Annotated in this window: 16 protein-coding genes and 3 tRNA genes; 13 read left to right on the top strand and 6 right to left on the bottom strand. The window is 70.4% G+C overall.

Translation table 11 applies throughout. From position 1 onward, the window contains the following. Window positions 1-413 precede the first annotated feature (413 nt). The 6 genes from AB0I88_RS03500 (at window position 414) to AB0I88_RS03475 (ending at window position 5,180) form a co-directional block, all read left to right on the top strand. Window positions 414-1,478 carry a winged helix DNA-binding domain-containing protein gene (locus AB0I88_RS03500; protein WP_361017806.1) on the top strand — a complete coding sequence of 355 codons (1,065 nt, stop codon included), beginning with the start codon at window positions 414-416 and terminating at the stop codon, window positions 1,476-1,478. A gap of 195 nt (window positions 1,479-1,673) precedes the next feature. Further along, window positions 1,674-2,264, top strand: coding sequence for an oligoribonuclease (gene orn / locus AB0I88_RS03495; protein ID WP_361017805.1), 591 nt, complete (start codon window positions 1,674-1,676; stop codon window positions 2,262-2,264). Window positions 2,265-2,353: 89 nt separating this feature from the next. Continuing rightward, window positions 2,354-2,429, top strand: a tRNA-His gene (locus AB0I88_RS03490). Window positions 2,430-2,576: 147 nt separating this feature from the next. Next, a complete protein-coding gene (locus AB0I88_RS03485) occupies window positions 2,577-3,845 on the top strand; it encodes a cellulose binding domain-containing protein (RefSeq protein WP_361017804.1) in 1,269 nt (422 codons plus the stop codon). Window positions 3,846-3,898: 53 nt separating this feature from the next. Further along, window positions 3,899-4,417: a SigE family RNA polymerase sigma factor gene (locus tag AB0I88_RS03480; protein WP_361017802.1), complete on the top strand. Its 519-nt coding sequence runs from the start codon at window positions 3,899-3,901 to the stop codon at window positions 4,415-4,417. Then, window positions 4,410-5,180 (top strand): hypothetical protein, encoded by a 771-nt coding sequence (locus AB0I88_RS03475; protein WP_361017800.1) that lies wholly within the window; start codon window positions 4,410-4,412, stop codon window positions 5,178-5,180. Before AB0I88_RS03480 ends, AB0I88_RS03475 begins: the two co-directional genes overlap by 8 nt. A 57-nt stretch (window positions 5,181-5,237) precedes the next feature. On the opposite strand, the gene AB0I88_RS03470 is transcribed toward AB0I88_RS03475, so the two are convergent. Together AB0I88_RS03470 and AB0I88_RS03465 are read right to left on the bottom strand one after the other, a co-directional pair. Next, a complete protein-coding gene (locus tag AB0I88_RS03470; RefSeq protein ID WP_361017982.1) occupies window positions 5,238-6,410 on the bottom strand; it encodes an Ig-like domain-containing protein in 1,173 nt (390 codons plus the stop codon). Between the two features lie 223 nt (window positions 6,411-6,633). Continuing rightward, window positions 6,634-7,848 (bottom strand): Ig-like domain-containing protein, encoded by a 1,215-nt coding sequence (locus tag AB0I88_RS03465; protein ID WP_361017798.1) that lies wholly within the window; start codon window positions 7,846-7,848, stop codon window positions 6,634-6,636. A 138-nt stretch (window positions 7,849-7,986) separates the two neighbouring features. On the opposite strand from AB0I88_RS03465, the gene AB0I88_RS03460 reads away from it, so the two are divergent. From AB0I88_RS03460 to AB0I88_RS03445, 4 genes are all read left to right on the top strand, one after another. Beyond that, window positions 7,987-8,059 (top strand) — tRNA-Lys (locus tag AB0I88_RS03460). Window positions 8,060-8,308: 249 nt separating this feature from the next. After that, a complete protein-coding gene (locus tag AB0I88_RS03455; protein ID WP_361017796.1) occupies window positions 8,309-10,252 on the top strand; it encodes an endo-1,4-beta-xylanase in 1,944 nt (647 codons plus the stop codon). Between the two features lie 99 nt (window positions 10,253-10,351). Further along, window positions 10,352-10,424: transfer RNA gene (locus AB0I88_RS03450), tRNA-Lys, on the top strand. 108 nt (window positions 10,425-10,532) lie between these two features. Then, the gene (locus AB0I88_RS03445; protein WP_361017795.1) at window positions 10,533-11,165 is read left to right on the top strand and encodes an NADPH-dependent FMN reductase; all 633 of its coding nucleotides are present in this window, start codon (window positions 10,533-10,535) and stop codon (window positions 11,163-11,165) included. Here the strand turns inward: AB0I88_RS03445 and AB0I88_RS03440 are convergent. Then, window positions 11,158-12,726: a sulfatase gene (locus tag AB0I88_RS03440; RefSeq protein ID WP_361017793.1), complete on the bottom strand. Its 1,569-nt coding sequence runs from the start codon at window positions 12,724-12,726 to the stop codon at window positions 11,158-11,160. The genes AB0I88_RS03445 and AB0I88_RS03440 overlap by 8 nt on opposite strands. A 499-nt stretch (window positions 12,727-13,225) precedes the next feature. Between AB0I88_RS03440 and AB0I88_RS03435 the strand changes: the two genes are divergently transcribed. Then, complete coding sequence (locus AB0I88_RS03435) at window positions 13,226-13,810, top strand: hypothetical protein (RefSeq protein WP_361017792.1); 585 nt, start codon at window positions 13,226-13,228, stop codon at window positions 13,808-13,810. A gap of 1 nt (window position 13,811) precedes the next feature. Here the strand turns inward: AB0I88_RS03435 and AB0I88_RS03430 are convergent, their stop codons facing one another. Then, window positions 13,812-14,477, bottom strand: a complete 666-nt coding sequence (locus AB0I88_RS03430; RefSeq protein WP_361017790.1) for a DUF305 domain-containing protein — start codon at window positions 14,475-14,477, stop codon at window positions 13,812-13,814. Between the two features lie 120 nt (window positions 14,478-14,597). Here AB0I88_RS03430 and AB0I88_RS03425 point away from each other — a divergent pair, with 120 nt between their 5' ends. Beyond that, window positions 14,598-16,028: a hypothetical protein gene (locus tag AB0I88_RS03425; RefSeq protein WP_361017788.1), complete on the top strand. Its 1,431-nt coding sequence runs from the start codon at window positions 14,598-14,600 to the stop codon at window positions 16,026-16,028. Between the two features lie 41 nt (window positions 16,029-16,069). Here AB0I88_RS03425 and AB0I88_RS03420 read toward each other — a convergent pair whose 3' ends face one another. Beyond that, on the bottom strand, window positions 16,070-17,215 hold the full coding sequence (locus tag AB0I88_RS03420) for a helix-turn-helix domain-containing protein (RefSeq protein WP_361017786.1): 1,146 nt from the start codon (window positions 17,213-17,215) through the stop codon (window positions 16,070-16,072). 88 nt (window positions 17,216-17,303) lie between these two features. On the opposite strand from AB0I88_RS03420, the gene AB0I88_RS03415 reads away from it, so the two are divergent. Next, entirely contained in the window at window positions 17,304-18,530 is a 1,227-nt protein-coding gene (locus AB0I88_RS03415) for a YncE family protein (RefSeq protein ID WP_361017784.1), read from the top strand. Here the strand turns inward: AB0I88_RS03415 and AB0I88_RS03410 are convergent. Beyond that, window positions 18,500-20,323: a diguanylate cyclase gene (locus AB0I88_RS03410; RefSeq protein ID WP_361017782.1), complete on the bottom strand. Its 1,824-nt coding sequence runs from the start codon at window positions 20,321-20,323 to the stop codon at window positions 18,500-18,502. The genes AB0I88_RS03415 and AB0I88_RS03410 overlap by 31 nt on opposite strands. Window positions 20,324-20,426 lie beyond the last annotated feature (103 nt).

Below are 20,426 nucleotides of genomic sequence, written 5' to 3'. Positions count from 1 at the left end.
GGCGCCGAAGGCGGCCGGGGATCGGGCGCCGAGCTACCGCGAGGAGGCCGCCGAGCTGCTGGCCGGTAGTTCGGAACGGCGACCCCGTCGCAGGACCGTGGCGGGACGCACCCGCCCAGCCGACGAAGCGGCGACCCCGACCAGGAAGAGCGCCCCGGCTGGCGAGGCCGCGCCGAGTGAGAGGAGCGCCCCGGCTGGCGAGGCCGCGCCGAGTGAGAGGAGCGCCCCGGCCGGCGAGGCCGCGCCGAGTGAGAGGAGCGCCCCGGCTGGCGAGGCCGCGCCGACCGGGAAGAGCGCCGACCACGGGTGATTCGGCTGGACAGCATGGAGCGGGCCATCCCAGGCGGGACGGCCCGCTCTTTCGTAGCAATAGCGGCCGGAATGTGACCGCTTCGCGGCCTAGCGTCGTACCCATGCGAGTTCTCCCCACGCGCGTGCTGAACCGGACCTACCTGCGACGACAGTTGCTGGCCGAGCGCCGCCCCCGCCCGGCCGCCGACATCGTCCGGCATCTCGTGGCCGTGCAGGGCCAGGAGTCGGACTCGCCTTACCTGGGCCTGTGGGCGCGGTCCTCGAGTTTCCGGCGGGACGATCTGACCGCTCTGCTGCTGGACCGGACCGTGGTGCGTGGCGCCACGTTGCGGGGCACCCAGCATCTGAGCACCGGCGACGACTTCGGCTGGCTGCGGCCGACGTTGCAGCCGATGCTGGACCGGATGGCGGGGCGCGCGAGCCGGGTCGATGATCCGGTGGCGTTCGCCGCGGCGGCGCGGGAGGTTCTCGCGGAGGGACCGCTGACCCGGCCGGAGATCGCCCGGCGGCTGGCGGTCCGGTTCCCGGCGGCGGAGTTGGGCGAGTTGACCCTGGTGGCGCATTTGCGGCTGGCGCTGTTGCATCCGCCGCCGGCCGGGACGTGGGGGTATCGGGGCCGGGTGGCGTGTGTGCCGGCGGACGACTATCTGGGGCGCCCGCTCGCGGGCGGTCCGGCCGTGGAGACGCTGGTGTGGCGTTATCTGGCGGCGTTCGGCCCGGCGTCGGCGAAGGATCTGCAGGTGTGGTCGGGGCTGACCCGGCTGGCGGCGGTTCTGAGGGAGTTGCGGCCGCGGCTGCGGGTTTTCCGGGACGAGGCGGGAGCCGAGTTGTTCGACCTGCCGGACGCCCCGATCGCCGGCCCGGACGACGCGGCGCCGGTGGTGTTCCTGCCGGAGTTCGACAACGCGGTGCTGGGGCATGCCGACCGAGCGCGGATCATCCACCCGGGTGACCGGCCGTCGGTGACGCCGGGGTGGTCCATCGTGCGCCCGACCGTTCTGGTCGACGGTTTCGTGGCGGCGACGTGGTCTCGTCTGGGCGGGACGGTGACGGTGGAGCCGTTCCGGCCGCTGGCGCCGGCGGACCGGGCGGCGGTGGAGGCGGAGGCGGCGCGGGTTCTCGACTTCGCGGCGCCGGGGGAGGCGCACGACGTGCGCTGGGCATGAAAGGGCCCTCCGTGCTGCCGACACGGAGGGCCCTTTACCGGGGGGAACGGAGTAACCGAAGGGGGGCTTCGTCCGTTAAGTTCACTTTACCCCGCAACCGGCTAAGTGGGAAGTCCGGGCAGCAAACCGGACAAACGGCCCGTTCATGAGGTGCGGCCCCGAACGGCGGCTCGCCGCCCGGCGTAGGCTGTCGGCGTGGCGGATCTTCTGGTGTGGATCGACTGTGAGATGACCGGTCTCGACCTGGGCAAGGACAAGCTCATCGAGGTCGCGGCGCTGGTCACCGATCCGGAGCTGAACGTGTTGGGTGAGGGCGTCGATCTGGTCATCCACGCCGACGACGCGGCGCTGGACGCGATGCCCCCGGTGGTGCGCGACATGCATGCCAAGTCCGGGCTGACCGACGAGGTCCGTCGTTCGGCCATCACCATGGCCGAGGCGGAGGAGGCGGTGCTGGCGTACATCAAGGAGTACGTGCCGAACCCGCGGACCGCGCCGCTCTGCGGCAACTCGATCGCCACCGACCGCGGCTTCCTGGCGCGGGACATGCCGGCGCTCGACGCCCACCTGCACTACCGGATGATCGACGTCTCCTCGATCAAGGAGCTGTGCCGCCGGTGGTACCCGCGGGTGTATTTCGGTCAGCCCGCCAAGGGCCTCTCCCACCGGGCACTCGCCGACATCCGGGAGAGCATCCGCGAGCTGGAGTACTACCGCCGCACCATCTTCGTCCCGCTGCCGGGCCCGGACGTGGAGGCGGCCAAGGCCGTCGCCGCCGGGCTGTAGGTAACCCGCTCGACGGCCTCCCGGGGCGTGTGGCTATGATTGTCCAGCGCCGCGGGAACGTTACGCGGCCAATGCAGTAGTCAGGCATGGTGGTCGTAGCTCAGTCGGTAGAGCACCGGGTTGTGGTCCCGGGTGTCGCGGGTTCGAATCCCGTCGATCACCCCATGCGAAAGGCCTCGTCGCGAGACGGGGCCTTCTTCGTTTTCCGCCTTTTTCGGGACACCGGAAGATTTCTCGTGGGAGCGCGCAACCTTTCGGGCTCGCCGGACCACAGGGGTGTGGATCATTCGTCGTCCCCCAGGAGTCCCCCTCATGCTCGCCAAGCGCATCGTCGTACCGCTCTCGGTGCTGACCCTCGGCAGCGCGGCCGCCGTCGTCGGCGTTCTGAACGCCGACGCCGCGGAGGCCGCCGCCTGCTCGGTCACCTACACCGTCGCCAGCCAGTGGAACACCGGCTTCAACGGCGAGATCAAGATCAAGAACACCGGGGGTACGACCTACGATGGCTGGAAGCTCGGGTTCACCTTCCCGTCCGGGCAGAAGCTGGCGGGCGGCTGGAACGGCACCTGGACGCAGAGCGGAACCGCGGTGACCGTGACCGACGCCGGCTGGAACAGGTCGGTCGCCCCCGGCGGCCAGGTGGCGCTCGGTTTCAACGGCGCCTGGAGCGGTGGCAACGCGGTCCCCGGCACGTTCACGGTCAACGGCGTGACCTGCGGCGGTGTCGCGGCGACCACGTCGGCGACGCCGTCCCGGTCGGCTTCGAGGACCGCCACGGCGAGCCCCACGGCGACCGCGACGGCCACCCGGACGGCGACGGCCACCCCGGCCGCAACGGCGACCAGGACCGCCACCGCGACCGCCACGCCGACGGCCACCACCACGAAGGGCGCCGAGAACTGCACCGACTACGCGGCCCTGGTACGCGGCAAGTACTGGGTGAACAACAACGTCTGGGGCAAGGCCGACGGCACCGGCTCGCAGTGTGTGTGGGAGAACGGCCTGAGCGGTGACAGCCTGAGCTGGGGGACCAGCTGGACGTGGGCCGGCGACAACACCAAGGTCAAGTCGTACGCCAGCTCGGTCCTCGGCTGGCACTGGGGCTGGAAGGTGCCCTCCGGAACCGGGCTGCCGGTCCGGCTGAGCGCCGGCAAGGCGGTCCGGGCCAACTGGAACTTCAAGGTCACCCAGACGACCAGCAACGTGATGAACGTCGCCTACGACCTGTGGCTGCACGACATGGCCCAACCGGACTGGCAGAACAACCCGACCGACGAGGTCATGGTGTGGCTGTACCGCTCCGGTGGGGCGGGCCCGGTCGGCACCAAGCAGGCGACCGTCACGATCGCCGGCACCACCTGGGACCTGTACCGCGGCAACATCGGCTGGGAGGTCTACTCCTTCGTCCGGACGTCGAACACGTCCGCGGCCGACCTGAATCTGACCGACTTCACGAACGACCTGGTGTCGCGGGGCTGGCTCGCCAAGACCAAGTACCTGTCGAGCGTCCAGTCCGGCACCGAGATCTTCACCGGCAGCGGCCGCCTGGACACCACCGCCTACTCCGTGTCGATCGGTTGATCTCGGTCGCTCCGGATGTCGCCCCGTATCCCCTGACGGTCAGGAACGGTCACTTGTCCGACCCCCGTGCCGAACACGCCTTCCGGCAATTCTTCGACGACCATCACACCGACCTGTCCCGGCTCGCCTATCTGGTGACCGGCGACTCGCAGGCCGCCGATGACCTGGCGGCCGACGCGTTCGTGGAGGTGTGGCGGCACTGGGAGCGTGTCCAGGCGGCGGACAGCCCGGTCGCGTACGCTCGCGGCATCGTGACCAACCTGGCCCGTCAGTGGATCAAGAAGCAGAGCCGGGAGCGGTCCGGTCTGCTGCGGCTCGGTCTGCTGCGCCGCGACCGGGCCGAGAGCGACACCCCCGCGGTCCTCGACGTGCGAGCGGCGCTGCAGCGCCTTCCGCAACGGCGTCGCGAGTGCGTCATCCTCCGGTACGCGTTCGACGTGCCGGAACGGGAGGTCGCCACCATCCTCGGCATCTCGGTCGGCGCGGTGAAGAGTCACACCTCGCGGGGCGCCGCCCAGTTGAGCGGCTTCCTGCGCGGGATGCCGCTGACGATGGGAGGCCACCATGGCTGAGCGCCTCCTCCAGCCCGAGCTGGGCGCGGCGCTGCGCCGGGAGGCCGAGCGGCACACCCCGGACCGGACCGCGATGCTGAACCGGATCGCCCGGCGCCGTGCCGAGCCGGTCCGCGACCGGTGGGCGTTCTCGCTGCGCCCGGTGGCCGCCGCGGCGTCGGTGGTGGCGACCATCGTGGTCGGGTTCACCGGGATCAAGCTGGCCGGCGACCGGCCCGTCCCCGCGCCGGCCGCCACCGAGGGCGCGTCCCCGCCGTCCCCGTCCCCGTCGCCCAGCCGTACCTCGCGGGAGAAGTCGGCCGGCCCCACCCGCAAGGTGGAGCGTGGCGCCCCCGCCGGCTCCGGTACGACGCCGGTGGCCCCGGTGTGGAAACCGGTCGACGGCTTCCTCAGCTCCAGCGCCGTGATCGACGGGCATTCGGTCGGTACCTGGGCGCAGGGCAACGTCACCCTCACCACCACCGAACCGGTGACCGAGCTGGACGTGGTGATCGGCGTGGCCCGGACCGGCGGCGTCCGGGAGGCCGGGAAGTGGACGTCGATCCCGGAGTCGATGATCTCCATGGCCGTGACCGGGGAGAAGGACGTGCTGTACTACCGCTTCACGCTCAAGCCGGGCGGCACCCTGGCCCCGGGCAGCTACGTCTTCGCGGCGCAGTACCTGCACGAGGGCGAACGGGACCCGGGCGGCGACAACTACGGCGCGGTCGCCGGCGCCGGGACCAGGAAGGCGGCGGTGACCGGAGCGTTCCCGCCCGGCTAGCAGAACAGCGTGTTGGTTTCGGGTGCGATCCGCGCCCGAAACCCACACGCTGGTGTCTCAGTTGAGGTAGCTGCCCTTCTTGTACTCGGCGTAGCTCATGTTCCAGTCGGTCCAGCCGTTGCCGTTCTTCAGCTTCTCCTCGGTGCCGGAGACCGTGATCACGTCACCCATCATGGTGCGCTTGAACAGCCACTCGCCGAGCGCCTCGGAGACGTTGACACAGCCGTGCGACACGTTGCGGCGACCCTGCACACCCTCCGACCACGGGGCGGCGTGGATGAACTGGCCGCTGTAGGTGATCCGCTGCGCCCAGTCGATCGGTGTCTTGTAACCGTTCACCGGGTCCTCGTCGGTGGTGTCGAAGACGGTGTGCGCCGCCTTGTCCATGATCACCATGGTCCCGCTGGAGGAGGGGGTGCTCGGCTTGCCCAGGCTCACCGGGATCGTCTTGATGACCTTGCCGTCCTGCTTGACGGTCATCTTCTTGGTCTTGTTGGAGACCGTCAGGATCATCTCCCGGCCGATCTTCAGGTCCACCGTGAGGTCGGACCGCCCATACCACCCGTCGCCGAGTTTCACGCCCTTGAGCTGGACGCTGTAGAAGACCTTGGAGCCGGCCTTCCAATACGTCTTGGGGCGGTAGTGCACCTCGGTGGAGCTGATCCAGCGCCAGGTGCCCTCCTGCGCGGGGGAGGCGGTGACCTTCATCCGGCGCTCGACCTCGCCCCGGTACTTCTCCGGGATGGCCCGCCCGAACTTCATGATCAGCGGCATGCCGACGCCGACGGTCTGCCCGTCACCCATGAAGCTGGTCACCCGAACCAGGTTCGCCGGCTCCTTCATCGTGGTGAAGGAACTGGTGGCGGTGTTGTTCTTGCCGTCGGCGGCCGGGGTGGTGAGGGTCACGGTGTACTTCGTGCCCCAGGCCAGCGCCTCGGTGGGACGCCACACGCCCTCGTCCTTGACGAGGGTGCCCTCGATCTCCTTGCCCTTGGCGTTGGTGACCTTGACCTCGGTGTTGGCCGGGTCCTCGCTGTCGTACTTCACCTCGGACCACAGCTCGACACTCTTCGCGTCCGGCTCGGGAGAGGTCACCGCGACGGTGCTCAGGGTGGGCCCGGGGGAAGCGCCCTGCGACGCTCCGGCGGCCCCGTTTCCGCCGCCCTGCCAGGAGGGCTCGTCCTTGCCGCCGCTGCACGCGGCGGTCAGCAGCAGGGTGCCGGCGAGCATCGCGGCCAGGGCCAGGCGTAACCGGCCACGGCCGGTGCGGCCGGCCGGAACGGTCCGCTCGGCTGACCGATTCACATCCATTTCCATGGTCCCCTCACGGCGTCGTTCTCCCCGGCGCCCAATAGTGCCCCGGGATCAAGCGTTGCACCAATCCCGGTTTCGTGCCGTGACCGGTGCAACGCCATCGATGTACCCCGGTGGTGAGAAGAAACCACACGGGTGGCTACAGGGCGCTGCCCTCTTTGAACTTCTCCCAGCTCACGTCCCACGGCGTCCAGCCGTTGCCGTATTCCAGCTCGTCGCCGGTGCCCTTCACCGTGACCGGGTCGCCGATCAGGCTCTTGTCGAACAGCCAGCGGGCGTTCGACGGGGACACGTTGACGCACCCGTGGGACACGTTCGTCCGGCCCTGTGCGCCGGTCGACCACGGGGCCGAGTGGATGTACTGCCCGCTCCAGGTGAGGCGCTGCGCGTACTGGATGTTGGTGCGGTAGCCGTCGGCGCCGTCGGTGTCGGTGGTGTCGAAGACGGTCGCCGCCTTCTTCTCCATGACCACCATGTGGCCGCTGGACGACGGCGTGCTCTTCTTGCCGAGGCTCACCGGGATGGTCTTGACGACCTGGCCGTCCCGGAGCACGGTCATCTTCTTCGAGGCGTTGTCGACCTTCATCTCGAACTTGCGGCCGATCTTGACCTTGGCCGAACGGTCCTGGTCGCCGTAGCGGCCACCGCCGGTGGGCAGCCCGCCGACCGCGATCCGCACGGTGAGCTCGGTGCCGGTCTGCCAGTAGTCGGGCGCCCGGTAGTAGGCCTGGGTGCCGGTCGACGTCCACGACCAGGTGCCCGGCTGCGCCGGCGAGGTCTCCACGAACATCCGCTTCTGCACGGCGGCGCGGTCGGCCTTCTTGATGCCCGGGTTGAACTCGACGACCACCGGCATCGCCACGCCGTAGGTGTTGCCGTCGAACAGGTAGAGCCCGGTGCCCGTCTCCCGGGCCGGCGCGCCCATCGTGGTGAAGGTGGTGTCGGCCGTGGTGGTCTGCCCGTCACTTCCGGTGGCGACGACCTTGGCGGCGTACCGCTGCTTGGCCTTGAGGGGTTTGGCGGGCACCCAGGCCGAGCCGTCCTCGCGCAGCTTGCCCGCGACGGCCTTGCCCTTGGCGTCGGTCAGCGTGACCGAGGTGACCTCGCCGCCGCTGACCTCGAGCCCGATCTCCGTGCTCACCGGCACGTTCTTCTTGTCGGCGGCAGGCGTGATGCTCAGGGTGACCGGGCCACCGGCCGCGGTGGTGTTCTCGGTCACCGGCGCGGCGGAGGCGCTCGCGGTGGTGGCGGGTTCGGCGAAAGCCGGTTTGGCGTCTTCGTCGCCACAGGCGGCGAGGGTGGCGATCAGGCCGATCGCCGTGATCGCCGCCAGGGAGCGGCGGAGGTGAACCATCGTCGGGCCCCGTTCTGGAGTTCTCAGCGCTGACATCCTGACGCATGGACGCAAGTCGCGGGTCCCCCTTCAGGTGGCTTGTGGCCGATTTCAAGGATCTTCCGAGGCCGTGCTAACGTTTTCCCCGTTGTACGGCGAGCGTCGCTAGCTCAACTGGCAGAGCAGCGGACTCTTAATCCGCGGGTTGTAGGTTCGAGTCCTACGCGACGCACTCTCCACGCACACGAAGCCCCAGCCTGATCGGTTGGGGCTTTTTCGTGCCCCCGGGCCGGGTTTCCGGGAAGAGCTCGATAGTTGCGGCCTGCTCAAGCGTGATCCGACGCCTAACTACTGCTCCCAGCCTCCGAAAGTTTCGGAAATTTACCGGCATTTAACGGTTGACGTGACCCGGATGGCTCCGAACAATGAATCAGCGACGGCCGTCGATCCCTTCCGTTCCCGACCTGAAGGTGGATCCCCCATGCGCAAGCTCAGAGCCGTGCTCTGCGGAGTGGCCGGCGTGCTCGCCGCGGCCGGCGCCGTCGTACTGGCCCCCGCCGCCGAGGCCGCCACCACCCTGGGCGCCGCGGCCGCGCAGAGCGGTCGCTACTTCGGCACCGCGATCGCCGCCGGCAAGCTGTCCGACTCGGCGTACACGACGATCGCGAACCGCGAGTTCGACATGATCACCGCCGAGAACGAGATGAAGATCGACGCGACCGAGCCGAACCAGAACCAGTTCAGCTACGCGAACGCCGACCGGATCGTGAACTGGGCCCGCAGCAACGGCAAGCGGGTGCGCGGGCACACCCTCGCCTGGCACTCCCAGCAGCCCGGCTGGATGCAGAGCATGAGCGGCACCGCGCTGCGCAACGCCATGCTCAACCACGTCACCCAGGTCGCCACCTACTACCGGGGCAAGATCTACGCCTGGGACGTGGTGAACGAGGCGTTCTCCGACAACGGCGACGGCGCCCGGCGCGACTCCAACCTCCAGCGCACCGGCAACGACTGGATCGAGGCCGCCTTCCGCGCCGCCCGGGCCGCCGACTCCGGGGCCAAGCTCTGCTACAACGACTACAACATCGACAACTGGAGCCACGCCAAGACGCAGGCCGTCTACAACATGGTCCGTGACTTCAAGTCCCGCGGCGTGCCGATCGACTGCGTGGGCCTGCAGGCGCACTTCAACAGCGGCAACCCGGTGCCCGCCAACTTCTCCACCACCGTGTCGAGCTTCGCCGCCCTCGGCGTCGACGTGCAGATCACCGAGCTGGACATCCAGGGTTCCGGCACCGACCAGGCCAACAAGTACCGGACCGTGGTGGGCGCCTGCCTGGCGGTGGCGCGATGCACCGGCGTGACGGTCTGGGGCGTCCGGGACAGCGACTCCTGGCGGGCGAGCGACACCCCGCTGCTCTTCGACGGCAGCGGCAACAAGAAGGCGGCGTACACGTCGACGCTCGACGCCCTCAACGCGGCCGGGCCGACGACCCCGACCACGCCGCCCACCACCACACCGGCCACCGACTGCCGCAACGGCTACGTCGGGCTCACCTACGACGACGGGCCGAACGCCGGCAACACCACCAACCTGCTCAACGCGCTGCGGCAGAACGGGCTGCGCGCCACCATGTTCAACACCGGCCAGAACGCGGCGGCCAACCCCGCCCTGGTCCGGGCCCAGGTGGACGCCGGCATGTGGGTCGCCAACCACAGCTACACCCACCCGCACATGCTCACCCTGTCCCAGGCGCAGATGACCTCGGAGCTGTCCCGCACGCAGAGCGCCATCCAGTCCGCCGGCGGCGGCACCCCGGTGCTGTTCCGGCCGCCGTACGGCGAGACGAACGCCACCCTGGAGTCCGCCGCCTCCGCCCTGGGCATGCGCACGATCCTCTGGGACGTCGACTCCCAGGACTGGAACGGCGCCACCACGGCCCAGATCGTGCAGCGGGCCGGCACCCTCACCAACGGCCAGATCATCCTGATGCACGACCAGTACGCCGCCACCCTCGCCGCCGTCCCGCAGATCGCCGCCGACCTGCGCGCCCGTGGCCTGTGCGCCGGGATGATCTCGCCCACCACCGGCCGGGCCGTGGCGCCCTCCGGTGGCACGCCGCCGACCACCCCGCCGACCACCCCGCCCGGCGGTGGCGCCTGCACCGCCACCTACTCCGAGGGCCAGAAGTGGAGTGACCGCTTCAACGGCCAGGTGGCGGTCAGTGGGACGAACAACTGGACGGTCACCGTCACCGTCCGCTCCCCGCAGAAGATCATCGCGACCTGGAACGCCACGGTCAGCTGGGACTCCACCGGCAACGTGATGACCGCCCGGCCGAACGGCAGCGGCAACACCTTCGGCTTCACCGTCCAGCACGGCGGCAACTGGGCCTGGCCGTCGCTGACCTGCACCGCGACCTGACCCGTTCCCCACGGCCGCGGGCGCTCCCCGGCGCCCGCGGCCACCCCCCGGGCGACCGGGGGCTCCCCGGAGGTGTGTTAGTCTTCCTCCCGTCGAAAGGCGCTGCTAGCTCAACTGGCAGAGCAGCGGACTCTTAATCCGCGGGTTGTAGGTTCGAGTCCTACGCGGCGCACGACCGGACTGAGGCCCCACCTGATTCAGGTGGGGCCTCAGTGCTTTTCACGACTCACAACCCTTTCGGGCGTCCGGGCCGGGGCCCCGCGCGCCGTATCGTCGCGGCATGACCCGTGTCCTGTTGATTCCGGGAAGCACCCGGGAGGGTTCCCTGCACACCGCGGCGCTGCGGACGGCGGCCCGGTTCGCGCCGCCGGAGATCGCCACCACCCTGTACGAGGACTTGCGCGACCTGCCCGCCTTCGTCCCCGGCGAGGCGCCCATGGGCCCGGTCGCCGAGCTGCGTTCCATGGTCGACGCCGCCGACGCCGTGCTGTTCTGCACCCCGGAGTACGCGGGCTCCCTGCCCGGCAGTCTGAAGAACCTGCTCGACTGGCTGGTCGACGGCGGCGACCTGGGCGGCAAACCGGCCGCCTGGCTGTCCGTGGTGCGGCCCGGCCTGGACGACGGCGCCCGGGCCGGCCTGGAGTCGGTGCTCGACCACGCGGGCGCCCGGCTGTTGCGGCCGGCGTGTGTCCGCATCCCGCTGGAGATGGCCTCGATCGACGGCACCGGCATCGTCGCCGACGGCCGCCTGCACGTCGCTCTGCAGGACATGCTCCAGGCGCTGGCCCGGGTCCTCGCCGACTCCCGGCCCCGCCCGCAGCCGTCGTGGCAGGCGCACTCCAGCGTCTACCCGATCGTGCCGAACCAGGCGCCGACCGGGCGTCCGTTCGTCTGGCCGGAGGGGCTCAGCTGATCGCCCGGGCGGCCCGGCCGCAGGCGTCGGCGCCCACGCAGGTGGTCATGCCGCGCAGCGCGGTGCTCAGTTCGGCGAGCCGTTCCGGCTCCAGCGTGCCGACGATGTTGCGCAGCATGTACGGGTCGGTCTTGCGGTCGAAGTACTCGCGGCTGCCGTCCACGTACTCGATGTAGGTGAACGTGGGTGTGCGCAGCGCGTCGTAGGACGGCGGGATGTTGGCGCTGTCCTGCTGGTAGTCGGGGTCTTTCGGATCGGTGGCGGGGTCGTGGTGCTCGATCACCGTGGACCGCGGCCAGTCCGCCGGGATCTCGCCGTTCAGCATCGGTTCGAAGCTGCGGCCGTCGCAGTCGGCGGGCGCCGCCACACCGGCCAGGTCGGCGAAGGTGGGCCGCAGGTCGATGTTGGCCACCATCGCGTCGACGCTGCGGCCGGCGCCGACCCCGTGACCGGCGACGATCAGCGGCACGTTGACGTCGGTTTCGAAGGCGGTCTGCTTGCCGGAGGGCAGCGTGTACTCGCCCGTGTGGTAGCCGTTGTCGGAGCTGAAGATCACCACGGTCCGGTCGGCCACTCCGGACCGGGCCAGGGTGTTGCGCAGCGCGCCGACCATCCGGTCCACCGACTGCACGGACTGCACCCGCTTGCGGAACTCCACGTCCAGCCGGAGCTTCTGCTCCTTGGTGAGCTTGGGCTTGGTGGACAGCCAGGCCGAGTTCTCCGGGATCCGGTCCCAGGCCGCGGTCCGGGGCGCCTTCAGGCCGGGGAACGACTGCGCGTCCCGCGGCGCCGGAGTGTACGGGCTGTGCGGCGCGTAGGTGGACACCTCGACCATGAACGGCTGCCCGGTCGCGGCCGTGGTGCTGATGAAGTTCGCCGCCTTGCCCGCGATCACGTCGGTCAGGTAGTCCTGCGGCTTGTTGCCGTACCTCTTGATCTGACCGTTCTCGTTCAGGTCATAGCCGAAGTTGTCGTACGCGTTGCCGCCGCCGAACCACTGATCCCAGCCCGGCGGCACGTACGGCTTGCCGGTTCCCATGGTCTTCTTCGGGAAGTACTCGTTGAGGTACTTGCCGAGGAACGCGGTACGGTACCCGGCCGTCTGGAGGTCGGTGGCGAACGTGGATTTCTCGCTGCCCCGGCTGTGGAAGAGGTTGAACCCGCCGTCCGATCCGTGGTTCTTGACGATGCCGGTGTTGTGCGGGTACTGACCCTTCAGGATCGAGGCACGCGACGGGCAGCACAGCGAGTCGGTGACCGTGTAGTTGGTGAACGTGGTGCCGTCCCGTTGGAGCTTCCGCACGTTGGGCATGTACTGCACGAGGTTCATCGACAGGTCGTCGACCAGCACGAAGACGATGTTCGGCCGGACCGGTGTGCTTGTGCTCTCCGTGGGGTCGCCCGTGGTGAAGGCGGGCGTCGCCGGGGACCCGGTGGACGTCGACGACGACTCCGGGTGAGCGACGGAGAGCGCGCCTGACGGGGCGGCGGGACTGCCGCATCCAGCCGCGGCCAGTAACGACGAGACGGCGGCGAGAACGCCGAGAGTGCGGAACGACATGGTGGCGCGGCTTCTCCATCTATGAGAGGTCCCCAGGAGGGTAATCGGCGACCGGCCGGCGGTCTTGCGGTGGTTGCTTACCTCTTTCGCAGATGATCTTTAAGAAAGCCTGAACGGCCCGGATTCGGCCGCTGTGCGGGCGGATAGTGGACACCTTCCCAGGAGGTGATCCGTACCAGTGGCCAGTACCACCGAACCGCACCGGGCGTACGTCGTCGTGGTGGCGTCCCCGGAACCGCGACCGCGCCGCCTGCGGCGACCGACCGCCCGCCGCCCTCATCTGCCCATTCGCCCGCCCCGTACGCCGCGGGTGCCCCGCAGGCCCGTCGTCTGACCGTTCGTGCCGGCGCCGGAATCCATCGACACGGATCGCCGGGATCCGGTTCCGGCGTGCTGGAGCGGCGAAGTGATCGATCTCACCGTACCCGCCTCGTGCCCGCCCACCCGCGCCGCACCGGCCCGGTCCACCTCCGACGAAGCTCCTGGCATGATGGCCGCCGTGCCGGATCCTCATGACCTCCACCAGCCGACGGCCGTGATGCCGGTGGTGGAGCAGCGCGGCGTCTACCGGGCCGCCAACCACCACCGGACCGTGCTGCTCGCCGCCGCGGCCGCCGCGGTCGTGTTGCTGGCGCTCGTGGTCCGGCTCTTCTCCGGCGACGACGAAGCACCCCCGCCGCCGGTGGCCGCGCCCCCGGCGGTGACGACCTCGACGGCGTCCGCCGAACCCACGGGGGATCCCGCCGAGGAGGCCACGACCACCCCGCCGGCGACCGTGTCGACGGCCGTCGTGACGGTGCGCCCGGCCCGGCCGGGCCAGATGATCGCCGCGCTGCGGGCCGTGGTCGACTCGCTGGAGGACCAGGACCAGATCGACGACGACGGCGCCGACGCACTGAACCGCCGTCTGCGGGACGCCGCGAGGCGGCTGGAGCGGGGCAAGCCCAAGGAGGCGTCCCGCAAGATCGACGAGTTCGCCAAGAAGCTCGCCGAACTGCGCAAGGACGACGACATCAGCCGCTCCGCCTTCAGCACCCTGGCCGCCGGCGCGGCCCAGATCAAGGCGGCGCTGCCGGGCGCCTGACTCAGAGCACGCCCAGGTCGGCCATCCGCTGGATCTCGACGCTCTGCTCGATCGCGGTCTCCTTCGCCATCTTGGCGAGCCGCTCCTCCGACCCGGTACGCAGCAGGTCGCCCACCATCTTCGTGGCGCCCTGGTGATGTGCGGTCATCATCGTCACGAACCGCCGGTCGAAGTCGGCGCCCCGGGCCGCGGCCAGTTCGCTGAGAGCCGCCGCGGACTGCATGCCGGGCATCGTGGCGTGATCGTGGGCCGGATCGGACTCGGGCTGCCCCCGGTCGGCCAGCCAGGTCCGCAGCACCGCGATCTCCGGGCCCTGCGCCGCCGTGATCCGGCTCGCGATGTTCTTCACGCCCTGATCCGTGGCCCGGTCGGGCACCAGATCGGCCATCTGCAGGGCCTGCGCGTGGTGGACGATCATCATCTGCGCGTACGAGACGTCGGCCTTGTTGTAGGTGGAGGCGGCGGGCGGCTGCACGTGATCGGAGTCGGTCACCTTCGCGGACTCCCCGGGTTTGCCCGGCACCACGACGCGGATCGGTGACGACGAGGCGGACGGCGCGCTCACCGGTTCGTCCGATCCGGACGACCGCGCGGCCAGCACGGCGCCCACCGTGCCGAGAAGGACCAGAGTTGCGGCGGTCAGGGCCCATGCGCGGCGCTGTTGCATGTTTTTCCTTTCCGGCAGGCGGCCCCCACGAGCGTGCCGCGACGGTTATCGTAACGACCGACATCGCTGTCACAGATCGTACGGGCGACACAACTCGCCGTACGTCATGGAGGGAGCTTCATGAAGCATCCTGCCCCACAAGGGCGGCTCAAGCGCCTGTCCTGTATCGGGGCCGCGGCCATCCTGTCCACATTGTTCCTGGTGGCGCCGGCTCAGGCCGACCCAGCCGTGATCCCGGGCGTGGACCAGATCGTCAGCAGCCCCAACATCAAGCAGATCGCCAACGTGCCCAAGCAGGGCCCGTTCGCGCCGGAGAACGCGCTGAACAGCGACCTGGCCTTCCAGGGGAAGTACGCGTACGCCGGCAACTACAACGGCTTCACCGTCTACGACATCAGCAAGCCGAGCGCCCCGGTGGCGATCACCCAGCTGCTCTGCCCGGGCTCGCAGAACGACATCTCGGTCTGGGGCGATCTGCTGTTCCTCGCCACCGACTCGATCCGCAGTGACGACTCGTGCGAGAGCGCCCCGGTGCCCAGCTCGGAACCGTCCACTGTGCCGCGCTGGGAAGGCGTCAAGGTCTTCGACATCAGCGACCCGCGTAATCCCGAGTACGTCACGGCGGTCAAGACCGACTGTGGCTCACACACCCTGACGCTCGTTCCGGGCAAGGGGCACGACCGTTCGGTCTACGTCTACGTCTCCTCGTACAACCTGGACGTCGTCGACCTGCCGAACTGCGCGCTGCCGCACGACAAGATCTCGATCATCAAGGTGCCGTTGAAGAAGCCGCAGGCGGCGAGCCTGATCGCCGCGCCGGTGCTCTTCCCGGACGGTGGCTTCCCGGGTGACGCCGACAGCCGCCGGACGACCGGCTGCCACGACATCACCGCCTACCCGGCCAAGGACATCGCGGCCGGCGCCTGCATGGGTGACGGCGTCCTGCTCGACATCTCCCGTCCGGCGTCGCCCAAGGTGATCACCACGGCGCGTGACGCGGAGAACTTCGCGTTCTGGCACTCGGCGACGTTCGACAACGACGCCACCAAGGTCGTCTTCACCGACGAGCTCGGCGGCGGTGGCGGCGCGGAGTGTCTGCCGTCCATCGGCGCGAACAAGGGCGCGAATGCGATCTACGACATCACGGGCAAGGGAAAGAACCTGAAGCTCGAGTTCCGCAGCTACTTCAAGATCCCGCGGGACAACGCTCCGACCGAGAACTGCGTGGCCCACAACGGCTCGCTGATCCCGGTCAAGGGCCGCGACATCATGGTCCAGGCGTGGTATCAGGGTGGCATCTCGATCTGGGACTTCACCAACTCCCGCAAGCCGGTGGAGATCGCCTACTGGGAGCGCGGCCCGCTCAGCCTCGACCGGCTGATCGTCGGCGGTTCCTGGTCGGCCTACTGGTACAACGGCTACATCTACTCCAACGACATCCAGAAGGGCTTCGACGTCCTGGAGGTCAGCGACCGCCGCATCGATCGTGCGGAACGGGAGCGGACGTGGCAGTTCAACCCACAGACCCAGACCGACTACCGCAGATGGTGAACTGAGCGCCAGAGCGTGACCCGGCCCGGTGTGACCGCCCATCACACCGGGCCCCGCCACGTGTGCAGCGCCCACCACCAGCGGACGGTCTCCAGCACGGTGAGTCGCTCGCCGAAGCCGGTCAGCTCCCGCAGCCGCCGCAGCCGGTAACGGACCGTGTTCGGATGCAGGTGCAGGGCGCTCGCCGTGAGGTCCAGCCGCTGCCCGTGATCCAGAAAGGACAGCGCCGTGCCGGCCAGTTCCCGATGGAACTCGTCGGCCGGATCCAGCGCCGCGAGCAGCCCGTGCCGCAGAAAGCCGGCCAGCATCGGCTGCGCCGCCAGCGCCGTCTCCGCGGCCAGCCCGGTCACCTCGTGCGGCCCGGTCACCCCGCGATCGCGAGCCGCGTGCAGCGCCAGGCGGGCGAGGCGGTGCGCCTCCGTCGCCTTCTCCAGCGGTACGGGCGGAGTCGTCACCAGTACGGCCGGCGCGACCGCGGTCAGATCGGGAAGCCGCGGGGTGAGCCCGCACAGCCGGCCCCGCACCGGGCCGAGGATCCCGCCGCACCGGGCGAACCCGCGCTCCAGTTCCCGCACCCGGGCCGGCTCGGCCAGGTCCGACACGGCGCAGTGGTACCGGCCGCCGGGGGTGAGCCCGAACCGCGCCGGATCCACACCGTCGCTGTCCTCGCCGAGCAGCAGGTGGCGCAGCACCCGGACGCGGGCGGCCCGCCGGTCGCTGTCGAGCTGCCGTTCCGCGGTCCGGTAGCCGTCCAGGACGTGCCGTTCCAGCGCGTTGCCGTACCGGTCGAGGCGCAGCAGCCCCTGCAGCAGCACGTCGTCGGGCAGGCCGGCGGCCCGGCCGCGGGCGATCGCGATCTCCAGGATCCGGCTGCGGCCGGCGTGCACCCCGGAGAGCAGAGCCGCCATCGGTACGCCGAGCGCCGCGCCCTCCGCCCCGAACCGGGCCGCCTCGGCGAAGTCGCCGCCGTCCGGCTCGCCGGGCCGCAGGAAGGTGGCGCATCCGGCCCGGATCAGCGCGGCGACGTAGCGGCGGCTCTCCGCCTTGGGCAGCCGGGCGGCCTCCGGCGACTGCGCCCGGGCGGCGGCCACCACGTCGTCGACCAGTTGGGCGTCCTCGGCCAGCCCGTGCACCAGCGTGGCGAGAGGGCCGGGTTGTGTACGGGCGACAACCGGGGGCGTCCGCATTGGTCCTCACAACCTATCGATGTGAGTCTTCCTCTTGTTCCCATGGTGTTACCGCAAAGTAACAGGCCACGATATCGATGGGAATCACATGAAGGCTCATCTCGTACCCCTCGCTCTCGGCCTCGTGCTCGCCGCCGGCGCGGCCGTCGCGCCCGGGCAGGCGGCCGCCGCGCCCGCCCCGCGCCAGGTGATGTTCGTCGGCAACAACTGGGACGGCACCGTCGACGTGATCGAAGCCGGCGGCGCCTACACCCGCATCGGCCGGCTCAACGTGGTCCCGGACCGCGCCCAGCGGCTCGCCGAGATCTACCTCAACCCGATCCGGCTGGCCTTCTACCTCGGCATCCAGCAGGGACCGGGGGAGGGACACGACCAGCTCGCCGACGACATGTACACCACCCCGGCCGGCGACGCCCTGGTCATCTCCCGGCCCAGCTTCGCCGACGTGGTCTCGATCGACCTGGCCACCGGGAAGCTGCGCTGGCGGTTCCCGGTCAGCGGCTTCCGCTCCGACCACATGGCGGTCTCCCCGGACGGCCGCTCGGTCGCCGTCTCCGCCTCCACCGGCAACACCGTCCACGTGCTCGACATCGTCACCGGTCGGCAGCTCGGCTCCTTCGCGACCGGCGACAAACCGCACGAGAACGTCTACACCGGCGGCGGCCGGCACCTGTGGAACATGTCGATCGGCGAGGTCAACACCGCCCTCGACGACCCCTGGCTGGACTTCACCAAGGGCGACCGGAAGATCACCGTCGCCGACACCGCCACCTTCAAGGTGGTCCGCACCATCGACATGCGCACCCGCCTGGACGCCGCCGGCCGCAAGGACCTCTCCGACGCGGTCCGTCCCGCCGTGTTCACCCCGGACGAGTCGAAGCTCTACTTCCAGGTGTCGTTCTTCGCCGGCCTCGTCGAGTACGACGTGGCCACCGACCGGATCACCCGGATCAAGGACCTGCCGCAGAACCCGGCCACCGACCCCGACCGCACCACCTGGGTCAACGACTCCCGCCACCACGGCCTGTCGATCAGCCGGGACGGCGCCAGACTCTGCGTCGCCGGAACCATGGACGACTACGCCACCGTCGTCGACCGGGCCACGCTCACCCCGGGGCCGCTCGTCACCGCGAGCAAGCCGTACTGGGCCACGGTGAGCGCCGACGGCCGTGACTGCGTGATCTCCGAAGCCGGCGCCGACCGGGTCACCGCGATCAGCTTCGCCACCGGACAGGCCGTCGCCTCGGTGCCGGTCGGCGACCATCCGCAGCGCGTACGCATCGGCTACCTGCCGGCCGGCTGGACCGCCCCCTGAGACTGCTCCTTGCGGGCGCGCTTGTGCTCGTACATCGCGGCGTCGGCCTGCCGCAGCAGGCCGTCGCCCGGGGTGCCGGCCGAGACGCCCACACTGGCGCCCACGGTGAGCAGCAGGCCGCCGATCGGCATCGGCTCGGCCAGGAGCACCGTGATCCGCTCGGCCAGCCGTGCCGCCTCGGCCGCCGGGATCCCCGGCAGCAGCACCGCGAACTCGTCCCCACCCAGCCGTGCGGCCAGCTCACCGGCGCCCAGCAGCCCGGTGAGCCGCCCCGCGACCTCCTGCAGCACCTGGTCGCCGGTGTGGTGCCCGTGCCGGTCGTTGATCTCCTTGAACCCGTCCAGATCGATCAGCAGGATGCTCACCGACTCGGCCGGCTCGGCCAGCCGCCGGCGCAGCAGCACCCGGTTCCCCAGCCCGGTCAGCGCGTCGTGGGTGACCTGCCGCTGCAACTCGTCGTGCAGCGCCCGGGCCTCGGTGGCGTCCCGCGCGTTCAGCACCACGCCGCCGACGTTCGGGTTGTGCGTCAGATCGGTGGTGATCACGTCCAGCCACCGGTACGACGAGTCGGCGTGCCGCCACCGCACCTGGGTGGTGATCCCGGTTCCCGGCTCGTCGGCCAGCTTCCGGGCCAGGTCGGCCACCACCGGCACGTCGTCGGTGTGGGTGCGCTCGTGCAGCGACGTGCCCACCAGCTCCTCCGGTGTCAGGCCGAGCACGCGCAGCGCGGCCGGACTGGCGTACCCGATCGTCCCGTCGTAGTCCAGCACCAGTGTCAGATCCGAGGTGTGCTGGACCAGCGCGCGGAACCGCTCCGCCTGCCCATCCAGCTCGGTGAGCAGCCGCTCGTTGTCCCGCAGCGCCGCCACCTGCCGCCCCAGCACGAGCGCCGTGATCGCCACCGCGCCGATCGCCACCCCCCACACCCGCAGGTCGACCGTGCCCACCGCGAGCGACGCCACCAGCAGCACCTGGGTGGCGACCACCGCCAGATAGGGCAGCCGGCTCGGCCGGGCCCCCGGACCGGCCGGCCGATTCTCGGTGAGACGTGCCCCGCGCAGCTGCTGCAGACGCAGGCTCGCCGAGGTGATCACACACGGGAGCAGCTGCACGACCATCATGCCGCCGGGACCCGGGTCGCCGATCAGGCCCGAGGTGATCGGCGCGGCGAACGCGGTGCCGGCCACCCCGAGGCTGGCCGCCACCCCGGCCGACCGGGTGAACGGGGCGGTGCCACTCATGATCAGCTTGAGCAGCCCGAACGTGATCAGCAACATCACCACGGCCGTCGCCGCGGCGCCCCAGCGGTCGGCGGTTCGCCGCCCGCTCAGATCCGTCGCCAGCACGAAGTACCACAGGAAGACCGCCACGCCGGTGAGCACCGTGGCCGCGTCGAACCAGAGCCGCAGCCGCTGCCGCCCGGCGCCGCCGAGCGGATGCCGCAACATCGCCCCCACCGCCACCGACATGCCGCAGACCACCAGCGCCGTCTGCACGCTGCTGATCGTGGTGAGCGACGGGTCGGCCAGCACCAGGGCGGTCTGATAGCCGTCACCGGCCATGGAGCAGGCACACGCGATCGTCACGGCCCGCCAGAACCGGCGACCGGCCGCCGGCAACCCCGGCTGGCCGGCCAGGCGCCAGGCGAAGTACGTGTTCGCCACGTCGAGCCCGGTCTGCAGCGCCCACGACGTGGCTCGTTGCTCGCCGAGACGCAGGAACCAGGGCACCAGCAGCACACCGAGCGCCACCAGCGCGACCAGGGCCGGATCACCGAATGATCGCTTCGGCATGAGGGCTCCCGTCGCTGACAGCACCGGACGGCATCCGGTCGATCCAGTCCATCGGCCGGACCCGGGCCGACGTGAGCGAACCTCCGATCGGGTTCAAGCGGGC

Source organism: Actinoplanes sp. NPDC049802, assembly GCF_040656595.1.
Lineage (GTDB): Bacteria > Actinomycetota > Actinomycetes > Mycobacteriales > Micromonosporaceae > Actinoplanes.
Note: the sequence above shows the minus strand (reverse complement) of the source record. Positions and strands in the feature narration are given on the sequence as shown.

Coding starts and splice junctions, on each gene's coding strand:
- AB0I88_RS03455 (WP_361017796.1), top strand. CDS start 8,309: ATGCGCAAGCTCAGAGCCGTGCTCTGCGGAGTGGCCGGCGTGCTCGCC.
- AB0I88_RS03465 (WP_361017798.1), bottom strand. CDS start 7,848: ATGGTTCACCTCCGCCGCTCCCTGGCGGCGATCACGGCGATCGGCCTG.
- AB0I88_RS03470 (WP_361017982.1), bottom strand. CDS start 6,410: ATGCTCGCCGGCACCCTGCTGCTGACCGCCGCGTGCAGCGGCGGCAAG.
- AB0I88_RS03500 (WP_361017806.1), top strand. CDS start 414: ATGCGAGTTCTCCCCACGCGCGTGCTGAACCGGACCTACCTGCGACGA.
- AB0I88_RS03420 (WP_361017786.1), bottom strand. CDS start 17,215: ATGCGGACGCCCCCGGTTGTCGCCCGTACACAACCCGGCCCTCTCGCC.
- AB0I88_RS03485 (WP_361017804.1), top strand. CDS start 2,577: ATGCTCGCCAAGCGCATCGTCGTACCGCTCTCGGTGCTGACCCTCGGC.
- AB0I88_RS03475 (WP_361017800.1), top strand. CDS start 4,410: ATGGCTGAGCGCCTCCTCCAGCCCGAGCTGGGCGCGGCGCTGCGCCGG.
- AB0I88_RS03415 (WP_361017784.1), top strand. CDS start 17,304: ATGAAGGCTCATCTCGTACCCCTCGCTCTCGGCCTCGTGCTCGCCGCC.
- AB0I88_RS03410 (WP_361017782.1), bottom strand. CDS start 20,323: ATGCCGAAGCGATCATTCGGTGATCCGGCCCTGGTCGCGCTGGTGGCG.
- AB0I88_RS03445 (WP_361017795.1), top strand. CDS start 10,533: ATGACCCGTGTCCTGTTGATTCCGGGAAGCACCCGGGAGGGTTCCCTG.
- AB0I88_RS03440 (WP_361017793.1), bottom strand. CDS start 12,726: ATGTCGTTCCGCACTCTCGGCGTTCTCGCCGCCGTCTCGTCGTTACTG.
- AB0I88_RS03425 (WP_361017788.1), top strand. CDS start 14,598: ATGAAGCATCCTGCCCCACAAGGGCGGCTCAAGCGCCTGTCCTGTATC.
- AB0I88_RS03430 (WP_361017790.1), bottom strand. CDS start 14,477: ATGCAACAGCGCCGCGCATGGGCCCTGACCGCCGCAACTCTGGTCCTT.